Raw genomic sequence first — 18,403 nt, 5'->3', positions numbered from 1 at the left:
ATGGGCAAGAAATTACTTCTTATAAGCACAGCAGAGACCTTTACTGTCAAGGGGCTGGAGATGAAGATAAAGGGCATCGGAGTAGATGTTGTTTATGCTTCTCCCAAGGTTTCTGAGATTCAGCAGAAGATCGTAGATACAGACCTTATTATTCTCTACACTGACGACAATGTAGGGGAACTTACAGAGGCAATAGTTTTTGTAAAAGATTACTGTGCTGAAAATGATAAAAAGGTGGTTTCCATAGGAGCTGCCATAGAATATGGACAGATCAGGAATCTGCTTCCGGATGAGTATATTCTGGACTTCTACGAGAGGCCTTTAGACCTTGCTAAATTCCTTGACAATCTGGAAATGTACCTCAGCGAGGAAGCACAGCTTGCTAGGAGAAAGAGCATTCTTATAGTTGATGATGATGTTCAGTATATGACCATGATCATGGACTGGCTCAAGGATTACTACCGCGTTTCTGTGGCCAACTCCGGAATGAACGCCATCAGGTGGCTTGCAACAAACAGGGCAGACCTTATCCTTCTGGACTACGAGATGCCTGTTGTTACAGGACCAAAGGTTCTTGAGATGATAAGATCTGAGGAACCATCTGCTTCTATTCCTGTAATGTTCCTTACTGGAAATGCTGACAGGGCAAGCATCATGAAGGTGCTTGAGCTTAAGCCTGCTGATTACCTCCTTAAAACAATCGACAGGGAAGGACTTCATGAAAAAATAGACAACTTCTTTAAGCTTCAGGCAGCGAAAAAATAATAAGTATCTAAAGGCAGTTGCATGGAAATAAAAAGCATTGTTTATACAAATGATAACTGTATAGGTTGTAACAAGTGCATCAAAGTGTGCAGTGCCATCGGTGCCTGTATTTCGGTGGAAGAGGATGACAAAGCAAGGATAGCTGTTGACGGAGGCAAGTGCGTTGCCTGCGGCAGCTGTATTGACGTGTGCGCCCACGGAGCCCGTGAGTACCTTGATGACACGGAAAAGTTTTTTGAAGATCTTAAAAAGGGAGAGAGAATCTCTCTCTTGCTTGCGCCTGCATTTAAGGCCAATTACCCGGATGAGTACGAAAGCGTCCTTGGAGGCTTAAAGAGTCTTGGAGTAAACAGGATAATCAGTGTTTCCTTTGGCGCTGATATTACCACCTGGGGATATCTTAACTACATCAAAAACTATGACTTTGTGGGAGGTATTTCACAGCCATGCCCCGCAGTTGTTTCCTATATCGAGAGATATATCCCTGAGCTTATTCCTAAGCTCTTCCCGGTACAGAGTCCCTTAATGTGTGCAGCTAAATACGCAAGAAAAGAGATGGGCATTACTGATAAGTTTGCCTTTATCAGTCCATGCATTGCCAAAAAGCTTGAGATAGAAGATTCACATAATGAGGGACTTGTTCAGTATAACGTTACCTTCGAACACCTGATGAACTATGTAAAAGAGCACGACATCAAAGGACCTTCCGCCCGGAGCGAAATTGAATACGGTCTTGGCTCTTTTTACCCGACACCAGGAGGGCTAGCAGAGAATGTTAAGTGGTTTCTCGGGGACCAGGTATTCATCCGTCAGATCGAAGGCGAACGTCACCTCTATGACTGGCTGCACCTCAACGAGGACAGGATAAAAGAAAATAAGACACCGTTTCTTTTTATAGATGCCCTGAACTGTAAAAACGGATGCATCTGCGGAACAGCCATTAACCCTGATAAGTCCAGGACTGATGATGCTCTTTATGCTCTTCTTGAGATAAGAGAGCAGTCCAAAAAGTCAGAGGGGGGAAATCCCTGGTCAAGGTGTGCTACGCCGGATGAGAGACTAGCATGCTTCAACGAACAGTTTGATAAGCTCGACCTTAATGATTACCTTCGTGGCTACACTGACAGATCTTCAGAGTGCAGCTACGTTTTACCAGATGATGAGCAGCTTGAAGAAATCTTCGTTTCAATGAATAAGCTGGATGAAGAGTCACGGCACATCGACTGCACCTGCTGTGGATATGACAGCTGCAGGCAGATGGCTACGGCTATCTTCAATGGCTTTAACCATAAAGACAACTGTATCTACTACGAGAAGACCATGGTCCATGAGCTGGAGATTGAAAAGGCTGTGGCGGAAGAGGCTACAAGGGCCAAGAGCTCTTTTCTCGCAAATATGTCTCATGAGATCAGAACGCCTATCAATGCGGTTCTTGGCATGAATGAGATGATCCTGAGGGAGAGCATGGAGCCAAACGTTGTGGAGTATGCCCAGAATGTAAGAACAGCTGGCAATACCCTTCTTGGTCTTATCAACAACATCCTTGATTTTTCCAAGATCGAGGCTGGCAAGCTTGAGATCGTTCCTGTGGAGTATGACATGTCCTCTGTCATCAACGACCTAGTGAATGTTATCCAGACCAAGGCCGACAGCAAGGACCTTAAGCTCAAGCTGGATATCAATGAGAATATGCCAAAGCTCCTGTTTGGAGACGAAGTCAGGATCAAGCAGATCATCACCAATATCCTTACAAATGCGGTCAAGTATACGGAGAGCGGAAGCGTGACCTTTGGTGCAGACTTTGCAAAGATAGATGACGAGCCGGATCAGGTCTATCTTGATATTTCAGTTAAGGATACGGGAATCGGCATAAAACCTGAGGATATGGAGAAGCTCTTTACCGAATTCGAGAGGATTGAAGTTGAGAGAAACAGAAATATCGAGGGAACTGGCCTTGGTATGAACATCACCATGCAGCTCCTTCAGATGATGGGCTCAAAGCTGCAGGTTGAAAGCACCTACGGGGAAGGCTCAAAGTTCTTTTTTAGATTAAAACAAAAGGTGACTTCCTGGGATCCCCTTGGGGACTACGAGGCCTCCTATCTGGATGCCATGTCCGGGCAAAAGAGATATCACGAGAAGTTCACTGCGCCCAGAGCCTTTATTCTTGTGGTTGATGATACTGAGACAAACCTTGATGTGTTCAAGAGCCTTCTTAAGCGTACCAAAATGCACATCGACACTGCTGGAAGCGGCGACGAGGCCCTTAAGCTCTCAAAGGAAAATAAGTACGACATGATCTTTATGGATCACATGATGCCGGATAAGGACGGTATTCAGACTTTCCATGAGCTTCGGGCGGACGCAGGTAATCCAAATCTTGACACACCGACCCTGTGCCTTACAGCCAACGCCATAAGCGGAGCCAAGGAGATGTATCTTGCGGAAGGCTTTGACGACTATCTGACAAAGCCCATAGATGTGGACAGGCTTGAGGAGATGCTGATCCAGTATCTGCCTGCGAAAAAGGTTGTTATGGCCACAGAGTCTGATATTGAAGAGGAAGAAGAAAAAGCTGTTCCACTTCCTGAGTGGATCCTTTCCTGCGATGGAATTGACCATGAAGCAGGTGTTAAGAACTGCGGCGGAACAGAGGACTTCTTAAATGTGCTCACGGGATTTTTCACATCAATAACCACTAAGTCCGATGAGATAGAGAAGTATTACAAAGAGGGTGACATAAAGAACTACACCATCAAGGTCCACGCCCTTAAGTCTTCAGCAAGGATAGTCGGTGCGGCAGAGCTGTCTGAACAGGCTAAGCTTCTGGAGGCAGCAGGCAAGGACGACAACATTTCATATATCGATGAAAAGACTGGTGAATTGCTGGCTCATTACCGCTCGTACCTTGATATATTATCACCGCTGTCAGAGGGGGATGAAGACCTTCCGGAAATCCCATCTGACATGCTGGAAGATGCCTACGGCGGACTTATGGAATTTGTTTCTGCACAGGACTTTGAATGTGTTAGAATGGTCATGGATTCTGTTAAGGAATACAAGCTCCCATCCGTTGACAGGGAGAGGTTTGATAAGATTCAGGCTCTTTTGTCCAACATGGACTGGGATGGAATAAAAGAAATACTGGCAGAAAGAAATTCATGAGCAAAGAACTATCTATTTACGTACATACACCATTTTGCGAAAGGAAGTGCCTATACTGTGACTTCCTTTCTTTTAGTGCAGAAAAAGGTCAGATGGAGCTGTACTTTGAGGCTCTGGGGAAAGAGATCCAGGCTACTTCAAAGGAATATGAGGGATACGTGGTAAAGTCCATTTTCTTTGGGGGCGGAACTCCCTCTTTTCCCGCAGGAAAGCTTATATGCGATACCCTGGAGCTTATCAGAGAAAACTTTGAGATTGGCGAAAACTGCGAGATAAGCATCGAGGCAAACCCTGCCTCAGCCATATTTGAAAAGCTTGTTGCCTACAGAAGAGCCGGCTTTAACAGATTAAGTATCGGAGCCCAGTCCCTTAATGACGCTGAGCTTTCAAAACTTGGAAGACTTCATGACAGCAGGATGCTCTATGAGACCTTTGAGGACGCAAGGCTTGCAGGATTTGAGAACATCAACGTGGATGTGATGAGTGCACTTCCTGATCAGGACCTTCAAAGCTACATGGGCAGCCTTAGGAAGGTGGTGGAACTGGCTCCGGAGCACATCTCAGCCTATAGTCTAATCATCGAGGAGGGGACTCCTTTCTATGACATGGACTTAAATCTTCCTGATGAAGAAGCTGACAGACAGATGTATCACGAGACAAAAAAGTACCTGGCTGAGAGGGGGTATCATCGCTATGAGATCTCTAACTATGCAAGGAGTCTTGGAAACAGCGACGGAGAGTCAGTGGCTGATGAAAGTGATGCTACTTATGAGAGCATCCACAACAAGGTCTACTGGAAAAGGGGAAATTACCTTGGACTTGGCCTTGGAGCTTCTTCCATGGTAGAGAATGTAAGGTGGAACAATATCAGGGACATCAGGGAATATGTTGAGACCATGGATGGCGGCGATCTTAAGCAGCTTCGGGAAAACATCGAAGAATTATCTATAGAGAGCCAGATGGAGGAATTCATGTTCCTTGGCCTTCGCCTCGTAAAAGGTGTGAGCACAGATGACTTTAAGAAACTCTTTGGCAGAGAGATCCATGAGGTCTATGGCGAAGTTATCGATAAGTACTTAAACTCTGGCCACCTTGTCTATGATAACGGGCGCCTTCGTCTTACTGAAGAGGGACTTGATGTCAGTAACACCATAATGGCGGAGTTTTTGTTTTAGTTTGCACAAAAAAATCGCAGTATTTTCTCTTTGACCAGTACCTTTAATCATGCGAAAATATATATGTTGCAAAGTTTTGCAACGTCAGAAGTTTTGTTAGATCGGGGGATATTATGAATTACAATTTCTTTGCGCTGATTTCAAGGATGAAATATATCGAGCGCTGGGCTCTTATGAGGAACACCAGACAGGAGAACCTTTGCGAGCATTCCATGGAGGTGGCCATGATCGCCCATGCACTTTGCACCATTGGCAATGTGCGATATGGCAAGAATCTTGATGCCAATAAGGCAGCACTTATAGGCCTTTATCACGATGCATCCGAGATCATCACCGGCGATATGCCAACTCCTGTCAAATATTTTAACGCAGATCTTAAACACGCATACAAGGAAGTTGAGGCTATAGCTGATTCCAAGCTCCTTGAGAAGCTTCCAGATGACCTTCGTCCTTCCTTTGAGGAGATATTTGTTCCCGCTGATACAGAGGAAGAGAGATATATGAGAAGGCTTGTAAAGGCAGCAGATAAGCTCTCAGCCCTCATTAAGTGCATCGGGGAGATGAATGCTGGTAACTCCGAGTTCAGAACAGCCAAGGAGAGTACTGGTAAGGCCATAAGGAGTCTCTACCAGGAACTTCCGGAAGTTTTGGATTTTGTTAACGAATTCCTTTCTTCTTACGGAAGTACTCTTGACGAGCTTACATGATAGGAAGATACTAGAATTATAGTACTTTGAACGTTGGGGAGCGGCATATGCTATTTATTAAATGTGATGAACTTAGGCCGGGAATGAGACTGGCTAAGCCAATTTACAGCAAGAAGGGAGTTCTTTTGTACGACCGTGCTACGGTTCTTAAGGACACCCAGAGCATTGAGAACATCAAGGGGTTCGGCCTTATTGGCCTTTTTATCTTAGAGCCAGCGGAGCCTGTGCCTCCGATGACCGCGGATGACATTGAATTTGAGCGATTCCAGACCGTTATGTACAACGAGATCATGGAAGAGCTTCAGAGGATCAGAGCTAAGGGCAAACAGGAGAAGTTTCCTAATATCTGCGCTCAGATCATTAAGAGCTATGGTAACCTTCGCAAAAAGATCACCTTCCAGCAGGCACTTAGAAGTGAAGAGGATTACATCTACAAGCACAGCCTGAACGTTGCCATTTTAGCAGCAGCAATAACCCATGCCATGAATGTTCCGCTCTCTGAGCAGAATGAGGCTGTTATGGCAGCGGTCATCCACGATATTGGTAAGCTGACACTTCCAACGGACCTTCAGTCCAAGCAGCACACCACTGAGGAAGAGAGAGCAGTCATCGATGGCCATGAGGTTCAGGGCTATCCGATAATCGATGAGGCATTTTCCTTCCAGCCCAATATAAAGAGAGCATGTAACCAGGCAAGACGTATGCTTCTTGATTACTGGAATGGCAATCCAATAGACAGCCAGAAGATGTTACTTGCAGCCAAGGTTTTGGTTGTTGCAGGTATTTTCGATAAAGAGACAGCTGTACGACTGGACGATTCTCCTACATCTGAAGTTGTAGTCATCAGAAAGATGATGAACAGGAGCGACGTCTTTGATCCCAAGGTAGTTAAGGGACTTATCGATTCACTTAACATCCTTGTTCCGGGAGTCAGTGTAGAGCTTAATTCAGGGGAGAAGGCCCTTGTCATCAGGACCAACGATGATGATTTCCTTCGCCCGACAGTACTTAGTTTCAGGGACAACACCATAATCGATCTGTCTGACAGAAGATCCTATGGCGAGCTTGAAATAGTTGACATCATGAAGACCATGGACAACAGATACGTTATGGACACAGCCAAGATAAAGGCACTTGGTATCAATGTCGAGGAGCCTAATTACGTCTGATAAAGGAGCATGATATGTCACTTATTGAAGATGTTTTAAGAGAAGCAAAAGAAGCAGGAGCATCTGATGTTCATGTAACAGTAGGTCTTCCACCAAAGATGAGACTTAACGGTAAGCTTATCCCAATGGAGAGCTACGGCAAGATGCTTCCACCCAACACTCTTGCCATCGTGGAAGAGATAATGTCCGAGAAACAGAGAGAGAAACTCGATGAAAACGGACAGTACGATATGTCTTTTTCCATTCCTCAGGTTGGAAGATACAGACTTAATGTCTTTAAGCAGAGGGGTTCATATGCTCTGGCATTCAGAGTCGTTGCCACCAACATTCCAAGCGCAGAGGTTCTTGGTATTCCTGATACAGTAATTGATCTCTACAAGAAAAAGAGAGGTTTGGTGCTGGTTACAGGTCCTACCGGAAGTGGTAAGTCCACAACCCTTGCGTCCATCATCGATCAGATCAATAACCACAGGGAAGCCCATGTTATCACGCTGGAGGACCCTATCGAGTTCACATATCAGCACAGAATGTCTATCGTTAACCAGAGAGAGATCGGAACGGACTCCAACAACTACGCAAGTGCCCTTCGTGCAGCACTTCGTGAGGACCCTGACGTAATCCTCGTTGGTGAGATGCGTGACCTTGAGACCATCAGTACAGCCATCACTGCAGCTGAGACAGGACACCTGGTTCTTTCAACTGTTCATACAATCGGAGCATCCAACACCGTGGACAGACTTATCGACGTGTTCCCTTCACATCAGCAGCAGCAGATCAGAATCCAGCTGGCAGGCGTTCTTGAAGCCATTATCTGTCAGCAGCTTCTTCCTACAGGAGATGGATCCCGTATAGCAGCTTTCGAGGTTCTTCATATCAACAGTGCGGTTAGAAACCTTATCCGTGAAGGTAAGTCACATCAGCTGATCACCTACATGCAGACCTACAGGAAGCAGGGTATGATCACAATGGATGATGCTATCCTTGAACTTTACAAGGCTCAGAAGGTTACAAGAGAAGTTGCTCTGCAGTTTGCTCAGGATCCTGACACAATGCAGAACAAGATGCTCAGATAAAAAAACGAATATTTTTCAATCTTAAGAAAATCTTAAAGATTTATAGGATCGACCTGTTGTACAATAAGCAGGTCGATTTTGTTTTTATATCAAAAAAGCTGTCTGAGTTCTCCAGGCAGTGATTCCACAAATACTTAGAATACGAGGAAAAGAAATGTTCAGTTCAGTTACTTCGGGAGCTGTGGGTGGCATCTCTTCATACCTTATGCAGGTTGAAGTTGATGTCTCCGACGGTCTTCCAAGCTTTAACATGATCGGATTTATGAGCAGCGAGGTAAAAGAGGCGGGCCAGAGAGTTAAGGTTGCGCTAAAGAACGCAGGCTGCAGGATTCCCGCTGCCAGGATCACGATCAATCTGTCGCCTGTAGATATCAGGAAAACCGGCGTGGTTATTGATGTACCTGTGGCAATAGGAATAATGGCCGCCGTGGGGCTTATTGACAATAAGACGCTAGAAGATGTGGTGGTCCTTGGAGAGCTTGGCCTTGACGGAGAAGTCAAGCCGGTCAAGGGAATCCTTCCCATAGTTACCAAAGCCAGGGAGATGGGCTATCAGAAGGTGATCCTTCCAAAGAGCAACGCAAGAGAAGGTGCGGTAGTGTCAGGAATCAAGGTCATTGGAGTAAGCTCCCTTCAGGAAGCGGCTCTTTATCTTCAGGCAGATGACCAGGAAAAAGATATCCTGATCCCGCCTACCATTGTCGATGTAGACAAGCTTTTTGAAGATACATCGGGCTATGACAATGATGTGGACTTTTCAGATATAAGCGGACAGTCCGGGGTGAAAAGAGCTGCTGAAATAGCGGCAGCAGGATTCCATCACCTTATGCTAATAGGCCCTCCGGGAGCTGGAAAGAGCATGGTTGCCAAAAGAATCCCGACCATCCTTCCACCTCTTTCTCTGGAGGAAAGTCTTGAGGTATCAACTATCTATTCCGTATCCGGAATGCTTGGGGAAGAGGAGGCTCTTATCACCAAACGCCCATTTATGAGTGCTCATCACCTGGTTACTGAGACCGCCCTTATTGGAGGCGGAGTGGTACCAAGGCCAGGGCTTATATCACTTGCCCACAGAGGAGTACTTTTTCTGGATGAGATGCCGGAGTTTTCAAGGGCCAAGCTTGATATGTTAAGGCAGCCTTTGGAAGACAGGAATGTCCACATAGTAAGGGCCAGAGGAACCTATACATATCCTGCCAACTTCCAGCTTGTCGGGGCATTAAATCCCTGCCCCTGCGGTTATTACCCTGACAGAAACAAATGCAAGTGCTCTCCTTCGGAGATAAGAAGGTACCTTGGACACATCTCAGGGCCGATCCTTGACAGGGTGGATATCTGCGTGGAGGCTCCAAGGGTAGATATCTCGGACCTTACCATCAAAAGCAGGAGCGTTGGCGAATCCAGCAAGGCAATCAGGGAAAGGGTTCTGCGGGCCAGGAGGATACAGGAAGAGAGGTTTAAGGGGACAGATATTAAGTTCAATTCAGAGATGTCGCCTAAGGATATCGAGAAGTTCTGCCCTTTAAGTCCAAGGGAAGAGGCCTACCTTGAAAACCTCTTTACCAGCATGGAGCTTTCAGCGAGGGCCTATCACAAGATCCTTAGAGTTGCCAGAACTATAGCGGATATCGACGGATCAGAAAAAATAATGCAGATCCACCTCATGGAAGCTGTGGGGTACAGGATCACAGACGGAAAATATTACAGTCAGATGGAGGAATAAATTTGGAGATTACAGAAAAAGATTATGCACTATGGCTTTTTAACGTTGAAGGTATTGGGAATGCCAGTGCTGACAAATTGCTTTGCGGAGGGCTTAGCTGCAGGGATGTGTATCAGATGAGCTCAAAAGAGCTGTCTAAGATTCTTTCGCAAAAGCAGGTCCTTAGCATAGAAAGATCAAGACACAACTGGGACTTTGAAAGAGAAAAGAAAAAGCTTAAGGAAAAGGGGATTCAGTTTATTTCAAGGATTGATCCCATATTTCCGGAAAAGCTAAAAAACATACCAAACGCTCCCTTTGCAATTTATGTGAAGGGAAGACTTCCGGACCCGGGTGTTCCTGCCGTATCCATAGTTGGAGCAAGGATGTGCTCGGACTATGGAAGGATGATGGCAAGGCAGTTTGGCAGGGACCTGGCCATGGCTGGAGTCCAGGTCATAAGCGGAATGGCAAGAGGAGTGGATGGAATTGCCCAGAACGCAGCCCTTTCAGTTGGTGGAACTTCCTTTGGAGTCCTTGGCTGCGGCGTGGATATCTGCTATCCCCCTGAGAATAAAGAGATCTACGATAGTCTCGTGATAAATGGAGGCATCATCTCTGAATATCCCCCTGGAATGGAGCCTATAGCCAACTTCTTTCCCATGAGGAACAGGATCATCAGCGCTCTTTCAGATGTTCTTCTGGTGGTGGAAGCCAGGAAGAAGTCAGGAACGCAGATAACTGTAGATACTGCACTTGAGCAGGGAAGAGAAGTATTTGCTGTTCCTGGAAGAGCGTCGGACAGACTTAGCGATGGATGTAATTTTCTTATAAGCCAGGGAGCGGGAGTGGCAATTTCCGCTGAGGATGTTCTGGACAGACTCTGGACCATTAAGGGAGAGAGGAGTTCGTCACATTCGTCAGATACAAAAGCCGGTGAAGCCATGAAGGACGGCTGTTTTGAAGACCTGGATCCGGAACTTTTGGAAACTGAAATGAGAGAACTTACCATTGAGGAAGAAATACTGGGAATCCTTGATATTATCCCGGTTTCAACCTCTTTTATCCTGGAAGAACTCTATAAAAAGGGGAAAGAAATTCCGGTTCCGGTACTGATGTCCACGTTAATGGAGTTAACTTACAGTGGAAAGATAGCCCAAAATGGCGCGTATTACCGCAAAATAGCGTGAGATACCGATTGCGCAAAACGTTACCGACAACGTTTCCGGAAACGTTACCACGAAAAAAGTCAATGTGCAATCTGTATGAAATTCGCCCAAATTAATCATTGAAAATGTTTAATTGACAAAAAAATGCACAAAGGATAAACTTTTTATGTGAGCAACCGATTGCGCATAATTGCGCAGTCACTATTTAACAAAATGGAGGGAAAGTTATTATGAAAAAGAAATTGGTATCTGTTATGTTAACAGCTGCTATGGGCATGTCACTTCTTGCAGGTTGTGGCAACAGTGCAGCAGAGGTAGCTGAGACAGCAACAGAGGTTGCTGAAACTGCCACAGAAGTAGCTGAGACAGCAACTGAGACAGCAGCAGAGGTAGCAGAGGAGATCACAGACTACGGCACAGGCGAAGTTAAGGTTTGGGTTGCTGATAACGTAGTTGATTTCACAAATGAGCAGATCGCTAAGTTCCAGGAAGCACATCCTGAGATGAGCGGTTACACATTCACAGTTGAGCCTGTTGGTGAAGGTGATGCTGCTGGAAACATGATCACAGACGTTGAAGCTGGTGCTGACATCTATGCATTCGCTCAGGATCAGATCGCAAGACTTGTTACTGCTGGTGCTCTTGAGGTAGTTGAGGACGCTAATGCAGAGGTTGTTAAGTCTGAGAACGATGCTGGTGCAGTTGCAGCTGCTACAGTTGGTGGAACACTTTATGCTTATCCTATTACTTCAGATAATGGTTACTTCCTTTACTACGATAAGAGCGTTGTAAAAGATCCTTCAACTCTTGAAGGCATCATCGCTGATTGCGAAGCAGCAGGCAAGAACTTCTACTTCGAGCTCAACTCAGGTTGGTATCAGACAGCATTCTTCTTCGGAACAGGTGCTGAGCTTACATACGAGACAAACGATGAAGGTAACTTCACAACTTGCAACTCATCATACGCTTCAGATAAGGGTGTTGTAGCTCTTAAGAAGATGCTTGAGGTTGCTTCTTCAAAGTCATTCCAGAACGGTTCTTCAGTTTCTAACGCAACAAACTGCGCAGCAATCGTTGATGGTACATGGGATGCACAGGCAGCTAAGGATATGTTTGGTGACAACTACGCTTGCGCTAAGCTTCCTACATTCGAAGGTGCTGATGGCAAGACATACCAGATGAGCGGTTTCGGTGGATTCAAGCTCCTTGGTGTTAAGCCTCAGGAAGACGACATGAAGCTTGCTGTTTGCGATGCACTTGCTGCATACCTCTCAGGTGAGGAAGTACAGATGGCTAGATACGATGCAGTTCTTTGGGGACCTTCAAACCTCAAGGCTCAGCAGTCAGATGCAGTTAAGGCTGACGAGGCTCTTTCAGCTCTTGCTGATCAGCTTCAGTACACAATCCCTCAGGGACAGTACCCTGGAGATTACTGGTCACTTGCAACATCACTTGGTGATTCAATCATCTCAGGTGAGGTTAAGGCTGACGCAGACGATGCTACACTTATGCAGGTTCTTACAGACTTCCAGACAACTTGCGAGTCATACGCTAAGTAATCTGGGTAGAAGAACTTCATTCTACTAACTATTACAGGCCCGGATTCAATCTGTTTCCGGGCCTATATTTAACTAATGAGAATTTGCTGGGATAGAAGGAGGCCTGAGGGTATGGCACAAAGCGCAGATAGTAATAAAAAGAATGCCATCGCCAATTTCTTTAAAGCCCTGGGAAATGGTTTTAAGGAAATAGGTACCACATTCGTGGAGGGAGATTTTAAGACAAAGATATCTTTTCTGATCTTTGGTTTTGGTCCGCTTCTTAGAGGACAGATATTGATAGGAGCTGCGCTTCTTGCTTTAGAAGTGTTGTTCTTTTGGTTTATGGCCGGCTTTGGCTGGAAATATCTTTCAAAAATAGGAACTCTGGGAACAGTAGCTACCAAGAAGGTTGGCCGTAAAACTGTATACGGCGATAACAGCTTTCTTATTTTGCTGTTCGGAGTTTTAGCTCTTTTTGCAGTACTGGCCTTTGTGGTTATCTGGTATATCAACATCAGAGAGAACCGCAAAGAGGAACTTCTTTTAAAGAGTGGCAAAAAGCTTCCTACAAACAATGAAGTATTCATGTCTCTGTTTGACAAGAACTTCCACAAGACTTTGCTGGCACTTCCAGTAACTGGCATTTTCGTATTTACAGTGCTTCCGATCGTGTTCATGATCCTGGTAGCATTTACCAACTATGACAAGAACCATCAGTCTCCATCCAATCTCTTTACCTGGGTTGGACTTGAGAACTTTAAAAACCTGGTTTCATTTTCCGGAGCCGGAATTGGATCAACATTTACTCATGTCCTTTTATGGACTCTGGTTTGGGCGTTTCTTGCTACCTTTACCAACTACTTCCTTGGACTTGGAGTAGCGATGCTCATCAATAAGAAGGGCATCAAGTTCAAGAAACTGTGGAGAACAATCCTTGTTATGACAATCGCTGTTCCACAGTTTGTTTCACTTCTTTATGTCATGAAGATGTTCGCTAACGACGGACTTATCAACGGATACCTTATCAAGTGGGGACTTATCAAGACCTACATTCCATTCTGGACAGATCCCGTACTTGCCAGGATCACAGTAGTCGTAGTCAATATCTGGATTGGTATTCCTTACATGGTGCTCATTGCAACAGGACTTCTCATGAATATTCCTGAAGACCTCTATGAGAGCGCAAGGATCGACGGCGCTAATCCTTGGCAGATGTTTAAGAGCATCACACTTCCTTACATGCTGTTTGTCACAGGTCCTTTCCTTCTGACACAGTACACTGGAAACTTAAATAACTTCAATGTAATCTACCTTCTTACCCAGGGTAAGCCACAATCGGTTAACCTGGCAGAAAAGGCAGGAAACACAGACCTTCTTATCACATGGCTGTACAAGATGACAGTCAACGACACCAACTATAGAATGGCAGCAGTACTTGGTATCATGGTATTCGTTGTTACAGCGGTTATTTCACTGGTTGTCTACAACATGCTTCCATCAGTTAAAGATGAGGAGGGCTTCCAATAATGAAATCATACAAAGCAAAAAGAAATCTGAGCAATGTTTTAACATATATACTTCTGGTTATCATCAGCATTATCTGGCTGTTCCCATTTGTGGGGCTTGTGCTTCAGAGCTTCAGATCCTATGCAACTGAGTACGGCGGAATGGTTGACTACCTTATTCCCAAGCAGTTTAGTCTTGATAACTACAAGTTCCTCTTTGATTCAGCACAGACCAACTATGTTCTGTGGTACAGAAACACAATTACAATTGCGATCTGCGTTGCAGTACTTCAGACACTTATCCAGCTCTGTGTAAGTTATGCTCTTTCAAGAATGAGATTTACAGGAAGAACTTTCCTTATGAGATTCTGGCTTATCCTTGGAATGTTCCCAGGATTCCTTACCATGATCTGTCTGTATTTCCTTCTTAAGCAGTTTGGACTTACTCAGGCAGGAGCAATCCCAGGACTTATTCTTGTAACCGTTGCAAGTTGCGGAATGGGCTACTATGTCTGCAAGGGATATTTTGATACAATACCTAAGGCTCTTGACGAGGCGGCAAGAATCGACGGCGCCACAAGAGCAAGGATCTTCTTTACAATGATCCTTCCTATGTCCAAGCCTATCGTTATCTACACAGCACTGGTAGCCTTCATGGCCCCATGGTGCGACTACGTATTCGCTTCCTACGTTGCTTTTGGTCATGATACCAGCTACAACGTGGCTGTCGGAATGACAAGATGGGTATGGACCAATGATTACCAGGGATACTTCACAAGATTCTGCGCAGGCGGCGTTCTTGTAGCAATCCCTGTAACACTCTTATTCATGTTCCTTCAGAAATACTATGTAGAAGGTGTAACTGGCGGAGCAGTGAAAGGTTAACTATGGCTAATATTACGATCGATGATGTGGCCAAAGCCCTTGGTATCTCCAAGACCACTGTGTCCAGAGCAATCTCTGGCAAGGGCAGGGTTGGAGATGACACCAAGCAAAGGGTCAAGGACTTCATTGAAGAACATAATTACATACCGAATATCAATGCCAGAGCTCTGGCAAAACAAAAGACATACAATATTGGCGTAATCTGGCCTGATGATTATAATGCGGTGGATCTTCCATTTTTCCAGCGCTGCATGATCGGAATAAGTGAGATGACTTCAAGCTATGGCTATGATGTAATTGTGACACTGGTAAATGGCGATGACATCACAGGCATGAAGAGGATAATCGATAACCATAAGGTAGATGGAATGATCCTTACAAGGACTCTTGTGAAGGATATCCCTGCAAGCTTCTTAAGAAGCACTGGTATCCCATTCGTGGCTATTGGCAAGACCTATGACGAAGAAATCGTCTATGTGGACAACGACAATTATTCAGCCTGCAAGGAGCTTACATCAATACTTATTTCCAAGGGCCTTAAGAGACTTGCTCTTATCGGAGGTTCTACCAACCACATCATTACAAGGACCAGACACGAAGGCTTTACTGCGGCCTTTGAGCAGGCGGGTATTCCTCTCGATACAAGCCTTGTTTATCTTGAGGTTGAGGATGTTTCCAAGGTTGGCAATATTCTTAAGGAGCTTCAAAAGAAGGATATCGATGGAATTGTCTGCATGGATGATGCCATTGCAGGAGAAATCATGTCAAAGTGCAGGGATGAGCACATAAGGATCCCTGATGATCTTAAGATCGCTTCTTTCTACAACAGTTCTATCCTTGAGAATACTGTGCCATCTGTCACATCTCTTAATTTCAATGACAGAAATCTTGGAGCAAGTGCAGCCAAAACTCTTCTTGATATGATCGGCGGAGCCCATGTATCAAGCAAGACTCTTAGCAACTACGAAGTAATATTAAAAGAAAGTACAAAATGAGGACTATTTTATGAAGATCACAAAAGATTCAAAGGTGACCTTTGATCCTTTAAGCCTTCTTGTGGACGGACAGCGGGTATTCCCGATGATGGGTGAGATGCATTTTAGCAGATACCCAAGGAAATACTGGGAAGAAGAGCTGTACAAGATGAAGGCCGGAGGAATAGACATTGTTTCACTCTATGTTATCTGGATCCACCACGAGGAAGTTCATGGCGAGTTTGATTTTTCTGGAGACAGAGATTTAAAGCTCTTCCTTGAAACAGTTAAAAAGTGCGGTCTTTACTGCATCTTAAGGATTGGCCCCTGGGCCCACGGCGAGGCCAGAAACGGCGGCTTCCCGGACTGGCTTTTAGAGGATGCCAGAGTAAACGGCTATGAGACCAGAACCGATGCACCAAGATACCTTCAGCATGTAAGAGCTTTTTATGAAAAGACCTATGAGCAGGCCAAAGGCTTTTTTATCAAGGACGATGGCCCTGTAATAGGTGTTCAGATTGAAAATGAGTACGGCCACTGCGGCGGAAAAGGCGGAGAAGAGGGTGAACAGCACATGAAGACTCTTCTTGCCATGGCAAAAGAGATCGGATTTGATGCTCCTATCTACACAGCTACAGGCTGGGGCGGAGCTGTCACCGGCGGAATGCTCCCTGTAATGGGCGGCTACTGCGAGGCTCCATGGGATCAGAGAACCACAGAGATCGAGCCAAGCGGCAACTACATTTTCACCAGAGAGAGAAATGACCACAACATTGGATCAGACCACGGTCTTGGAGTTGGCATTACCTTTGATATGGACAAGTTCCCATACCTCACTGCTGAGCTGGGAGGCGGACTTCAGGTAACTAAACACAGAAGACCGGTTGCTACAGGCACAGATACTGAGGCTATGACAATGGTCAAGATCGCCAGCGGTGCAAACCTTGTTGGCTACTACATGTACCACGGCGGCACCAATCCTGATGGTAAGCTTACAACTCTTCAGGAGTCCAGAGAGACAGGCTATCCCAACGACCTTCCTGTTCGATCCTATGACTTTAATGCTCCCCTTCGTGAGTATGGTCAGATGGAGGATACCTACAGGCACGTAAGACTCCTTGGAACCTTTGTGCACGACTTTGGCGATGACCTTGCTGCCATGGTTTACACTGAGCAGCCAGGTAATCCTCTTAAGCCAGATGACTTTAAGAGTCTTAGAACAGCTGTAAGATACAAGACCTGCGGAGATTGTAGGCGCGGATACCTCTTTGTAAACAACTACCAGAGGCGCTATGAGATGGCTTCTCACAAGGATGCAGAGCTTTCCGCAATTTCTGAGTCAGGTGAAGTTTTAGCATCTTTTGGCAAAAGAGATATCGAGGACGGAGACTTTTTCTTCTATCCATTTAATCTTCCTGTTGGGGAGAAAGCTCTTTTGACTGCAAATGCTACGCCTCTTTGCGTTATCCATGATGCTTGCGGGTCCGGGAAAAATGCTTACGTGTTCTACACAGATACTGACAGAGATATAAATGCTGATGTCACTGGAGACCTTGATGGAAACTGCATCATCACCATTACCAAGGAAGAGGCTCTGCACTCTGTAAAGGTTGTGATCGGAGGAAGAGAGCACCTTATCATTTCAAAGGGTGAGGCTGTTACAGCAGCGGATGGCAGAGCAAGGCTCTACTACGATGTATCTGATGAAGATGGAAGAGTAGTTCCATCCTTTAGAAGCTTCCCTGAGCTTTCCAGGACTCCTTCTGGATTTAACAGAGCCAATGGACAGACAGATGGAGAGGACTTCTTAAACGGAGATGCCTTTGCACTCTATGAGGGCGTTAATGCTATCCTTAGTGACAAGAAGGCAAGCTTTACCCAGAAGTCAGAAACTGAGTACACCGTTGCTCTTCCTGGTAATCTGGATGGCCTAAATGAGATATTTGCAAATATCGGTTATGAAGGAAATACAGCTAAGCTCTATAAAGATGGCAAGCTTATAGCTGACAATTTCTATACCGGGCAGGATTGGGAGATCGGTTTAAAGAGATATTTTGATGAATATGGTAATGCAGACGAGATCTCTTTTGACCTGGAAATAGAACCTCTAAAGGAGGGTGATGCTATATATCTCCAGGAATGGCCTGATATGAAGGATGGAAAAGCGTCCAGAATTAACTATATTCATTTAACGGCTCAATTCATTATCGATATTTCATAATTGCATTATTTGACGTATAATAGTGTTATCGGAATTCTGCGCTCCGATAACACTATTTTTGTGCGAGCATAAGGAAAAAGCTTATGGTTGACAGTGAGATCACCATGACCTATTCGGCTATCCTTAGGGATAAGGCTGGAAACAGGGTCATAAGAGTACAGTTTGAGCGCGATACAGACTCTGGCAAACAGCTTGCTGAGGGTCTTCTTCCTGATGGCGTAATTCAGCGCCAGAACGGATTTTCCGATGAAGAGGTCAGAGATCTGGAGGAGTATCTTAAGAATAACAGTGATGAGATCTTTTCCAGAGCCAAGGAGATAAGCAATCCCCTTAAGTGGCTCTGATCGTAACT

14 protein-coding genes are annotated in these 18,403 nt (G+C 45.2%); all 14 read left to right on the top strand.

Annotated features, from left to right (window positions below; all coding sequences use genetic code 11):
* Window positions 1-765, top strand: coding sequence for a response regulator (locus tag D6855_RS05230; RefSeq protein ID WP_120738762.1), 765 nt, complete (start codon window positions 1-3; stop codon window positions 763-765).
* A 21-nt stretch (window positions 766-786) separates the two neighbouring features.
* A complete protein-coding gene (locus D6855_RS16895) occupies window positions 787-3,930 on the top strand; it encodes a [Fe-Fe] hydrogenase large subunit C-terminal domain-containing protein (RefSeq protein ID WP_243111813.1) in 3,144 nt (1,047 codons plus the stop codon).
* A complete protein-coding gene (hemW, locus tag D6855_RS05220; RefSeq protein WP_120738760.1) occupies window positions 3,927-5,105 on the top strand; it encodes a radical SAM family heme chaperone HemW in 1,179 nt (392 codons plus the stop codon). Before D6855_RS16895 ends, hemW begins: the two co-directional genes overlap by 4 nt.
* 113 nt (window positions 5,106-5,218) lie before the next feature.
* The gene (gene yfbR / locus D6855_RS05215; RefSeq protein WP_120738758.1) at window positions 5,219-5,812 is read left to right on the top strand and encodes a 5'-deoxynucleotidase; all 594 of its coding nucleotides are present in this window, start codon (window positions 5,219-5,221) and stop codon (window positions 5,810-5,812) included.
* 47 nt (window positions 5,813-5,859) lie between these two features.
* On the top strand, window positions 5,860-6,981 hold the full coding sequence (locus D6855_RS05210) for an HD-GYP domain-containing protein (RefSeq protein ID WP_120738756.1): 1,122 nt from the start codon (window positions 5,860-5,862) through the stop codon (window positions 6,979-6,981).
* A 14-nt stretch (window positions 6,982-6,995) separates the two neighbouring features.
* Window positions 6,996-8,054 carry a type IV pilus twitching motility protein PilT gene (locus tag D6855_RS05205; RefSeq protein WP_120738754.1) on the top strand — a complete coding sequence of 353 codons (1,059 nt, stop codon included), beginning with the start codon at window positions 6,996-6,998 and terminating at the stop codon, window positions 8,052-8,054.
* Between the two features lie 154 nt (window positions 8,055-8,208).
* Window positions 8,209-9,777 (top strand): YifB family Mg chelatase-like AAA ATPase, encoded by a 1,569-nt coding sequence (locus tag D6855_RS05200; RefSeq protein WP_120738752.1) that lies wholly within the window; start codon window positions 8,209-8,211, stop codon window positions 9,775-9,777.
* Window positions 9,778-9,779: 2 nt separating this feature from the next.
* Complete coding sequence (gene dprA, locus D6855_RS05195) at window positions 9,780-10,946, top strand: DNA-processing protein DprA (RefSeq protein WP_120738750.1); 1,167 nt, start codon at window positions 9,780-9,782, stop codon at window positions 10,944-10,946.
* 209 nt (window positions 10,947-11,155) lie between these two features.
* Entirely contained in the window at window positions 11,156-12,484 is a 1,329-nt protein-coding gene (locus tag D6855_RS05190; RefSeq protein ID WP_120738748.1) for an extracellular solute-binding protein, read from the top strand.
* A 111-nt stretch (window positions 12,485-12,595) separates the two neighbouring features.
* Window positions 12,596-13,993, top strand: a complete 1,398-nt coding sequence (locus D6855_RS05185; protein ID WP_120738746.1) for a carbohydrate ABC transporter permease — start codon at window positions 12,596-12,598, stop codon at window positions 13,991-13,993.
* On the top strand, window positions 13,993-14,856 hold the full coding sequence (locus D6855_RS05180) for a sugar ABC transporter permease (RefSeq protein ID WP_120738744.1): 864 nt from the start codon (window positions 13,993-13,995) through the stop codon (window positions 14,854-14,856). The genes D6855_RS05185 and D6855_RS05180 overlap by 1 nt, the downstream gene beginning before the upstream one ends.
* A 2-nt stretch (window positions 14,857-14,858) precedes the next feature.
* Window positions 14,859-15,851: a LacI family DNA-binding transcriptional regulator gene (locus tag D6855_RS05175; RefSeq protein ID WP_120738742.1), complete on the top strand. Its 993-nt coding sequence runs from the start codon at window positions 14,859-14,861 to the stop codon at window positions 15,849-15,851.
* Between the two features lie 10 nt (window positions 15,852-15,861).
* Complete coding sequence (locus D6855_RS05170) at window positions 15,862-18,051, top strand: beta-galactosidase (RefSeq protein ID WP_120738740.1); 2,190 nt, start codon at window positions 15,862-15,864, stop codon at window positions 18,049-18,051.
* Between the two features lie 83 nt (window positions 18,052-18,134).
* A complete protein-coding gene (locus D6855_RS05165; RefSeq protein WP_120738738.1) occupies window positions 18,135-18,395 on the top strand; it encodes a hypothetical protein in 261 nt (86 codons plus the stop codon).
* The last annotated feature ends 8 nt before the right edge of the window (window positions 18,396-18,403 follow it).

Source organism: Butyrivibrio sp. CB08, from assembly GCF_003625485.1.
In the GTDB taxonomy this organism is placed as follows: Bacteria; Bacillota; Clostridia; order Lachnospirales; family Lachnospiraceae; genus Butyrivibrio.
The sequence above is the reverse complement of the archived record's forward strand: the minus strand, read 5'-3'. Positions and strand labels throughout refer to the sequence as shown.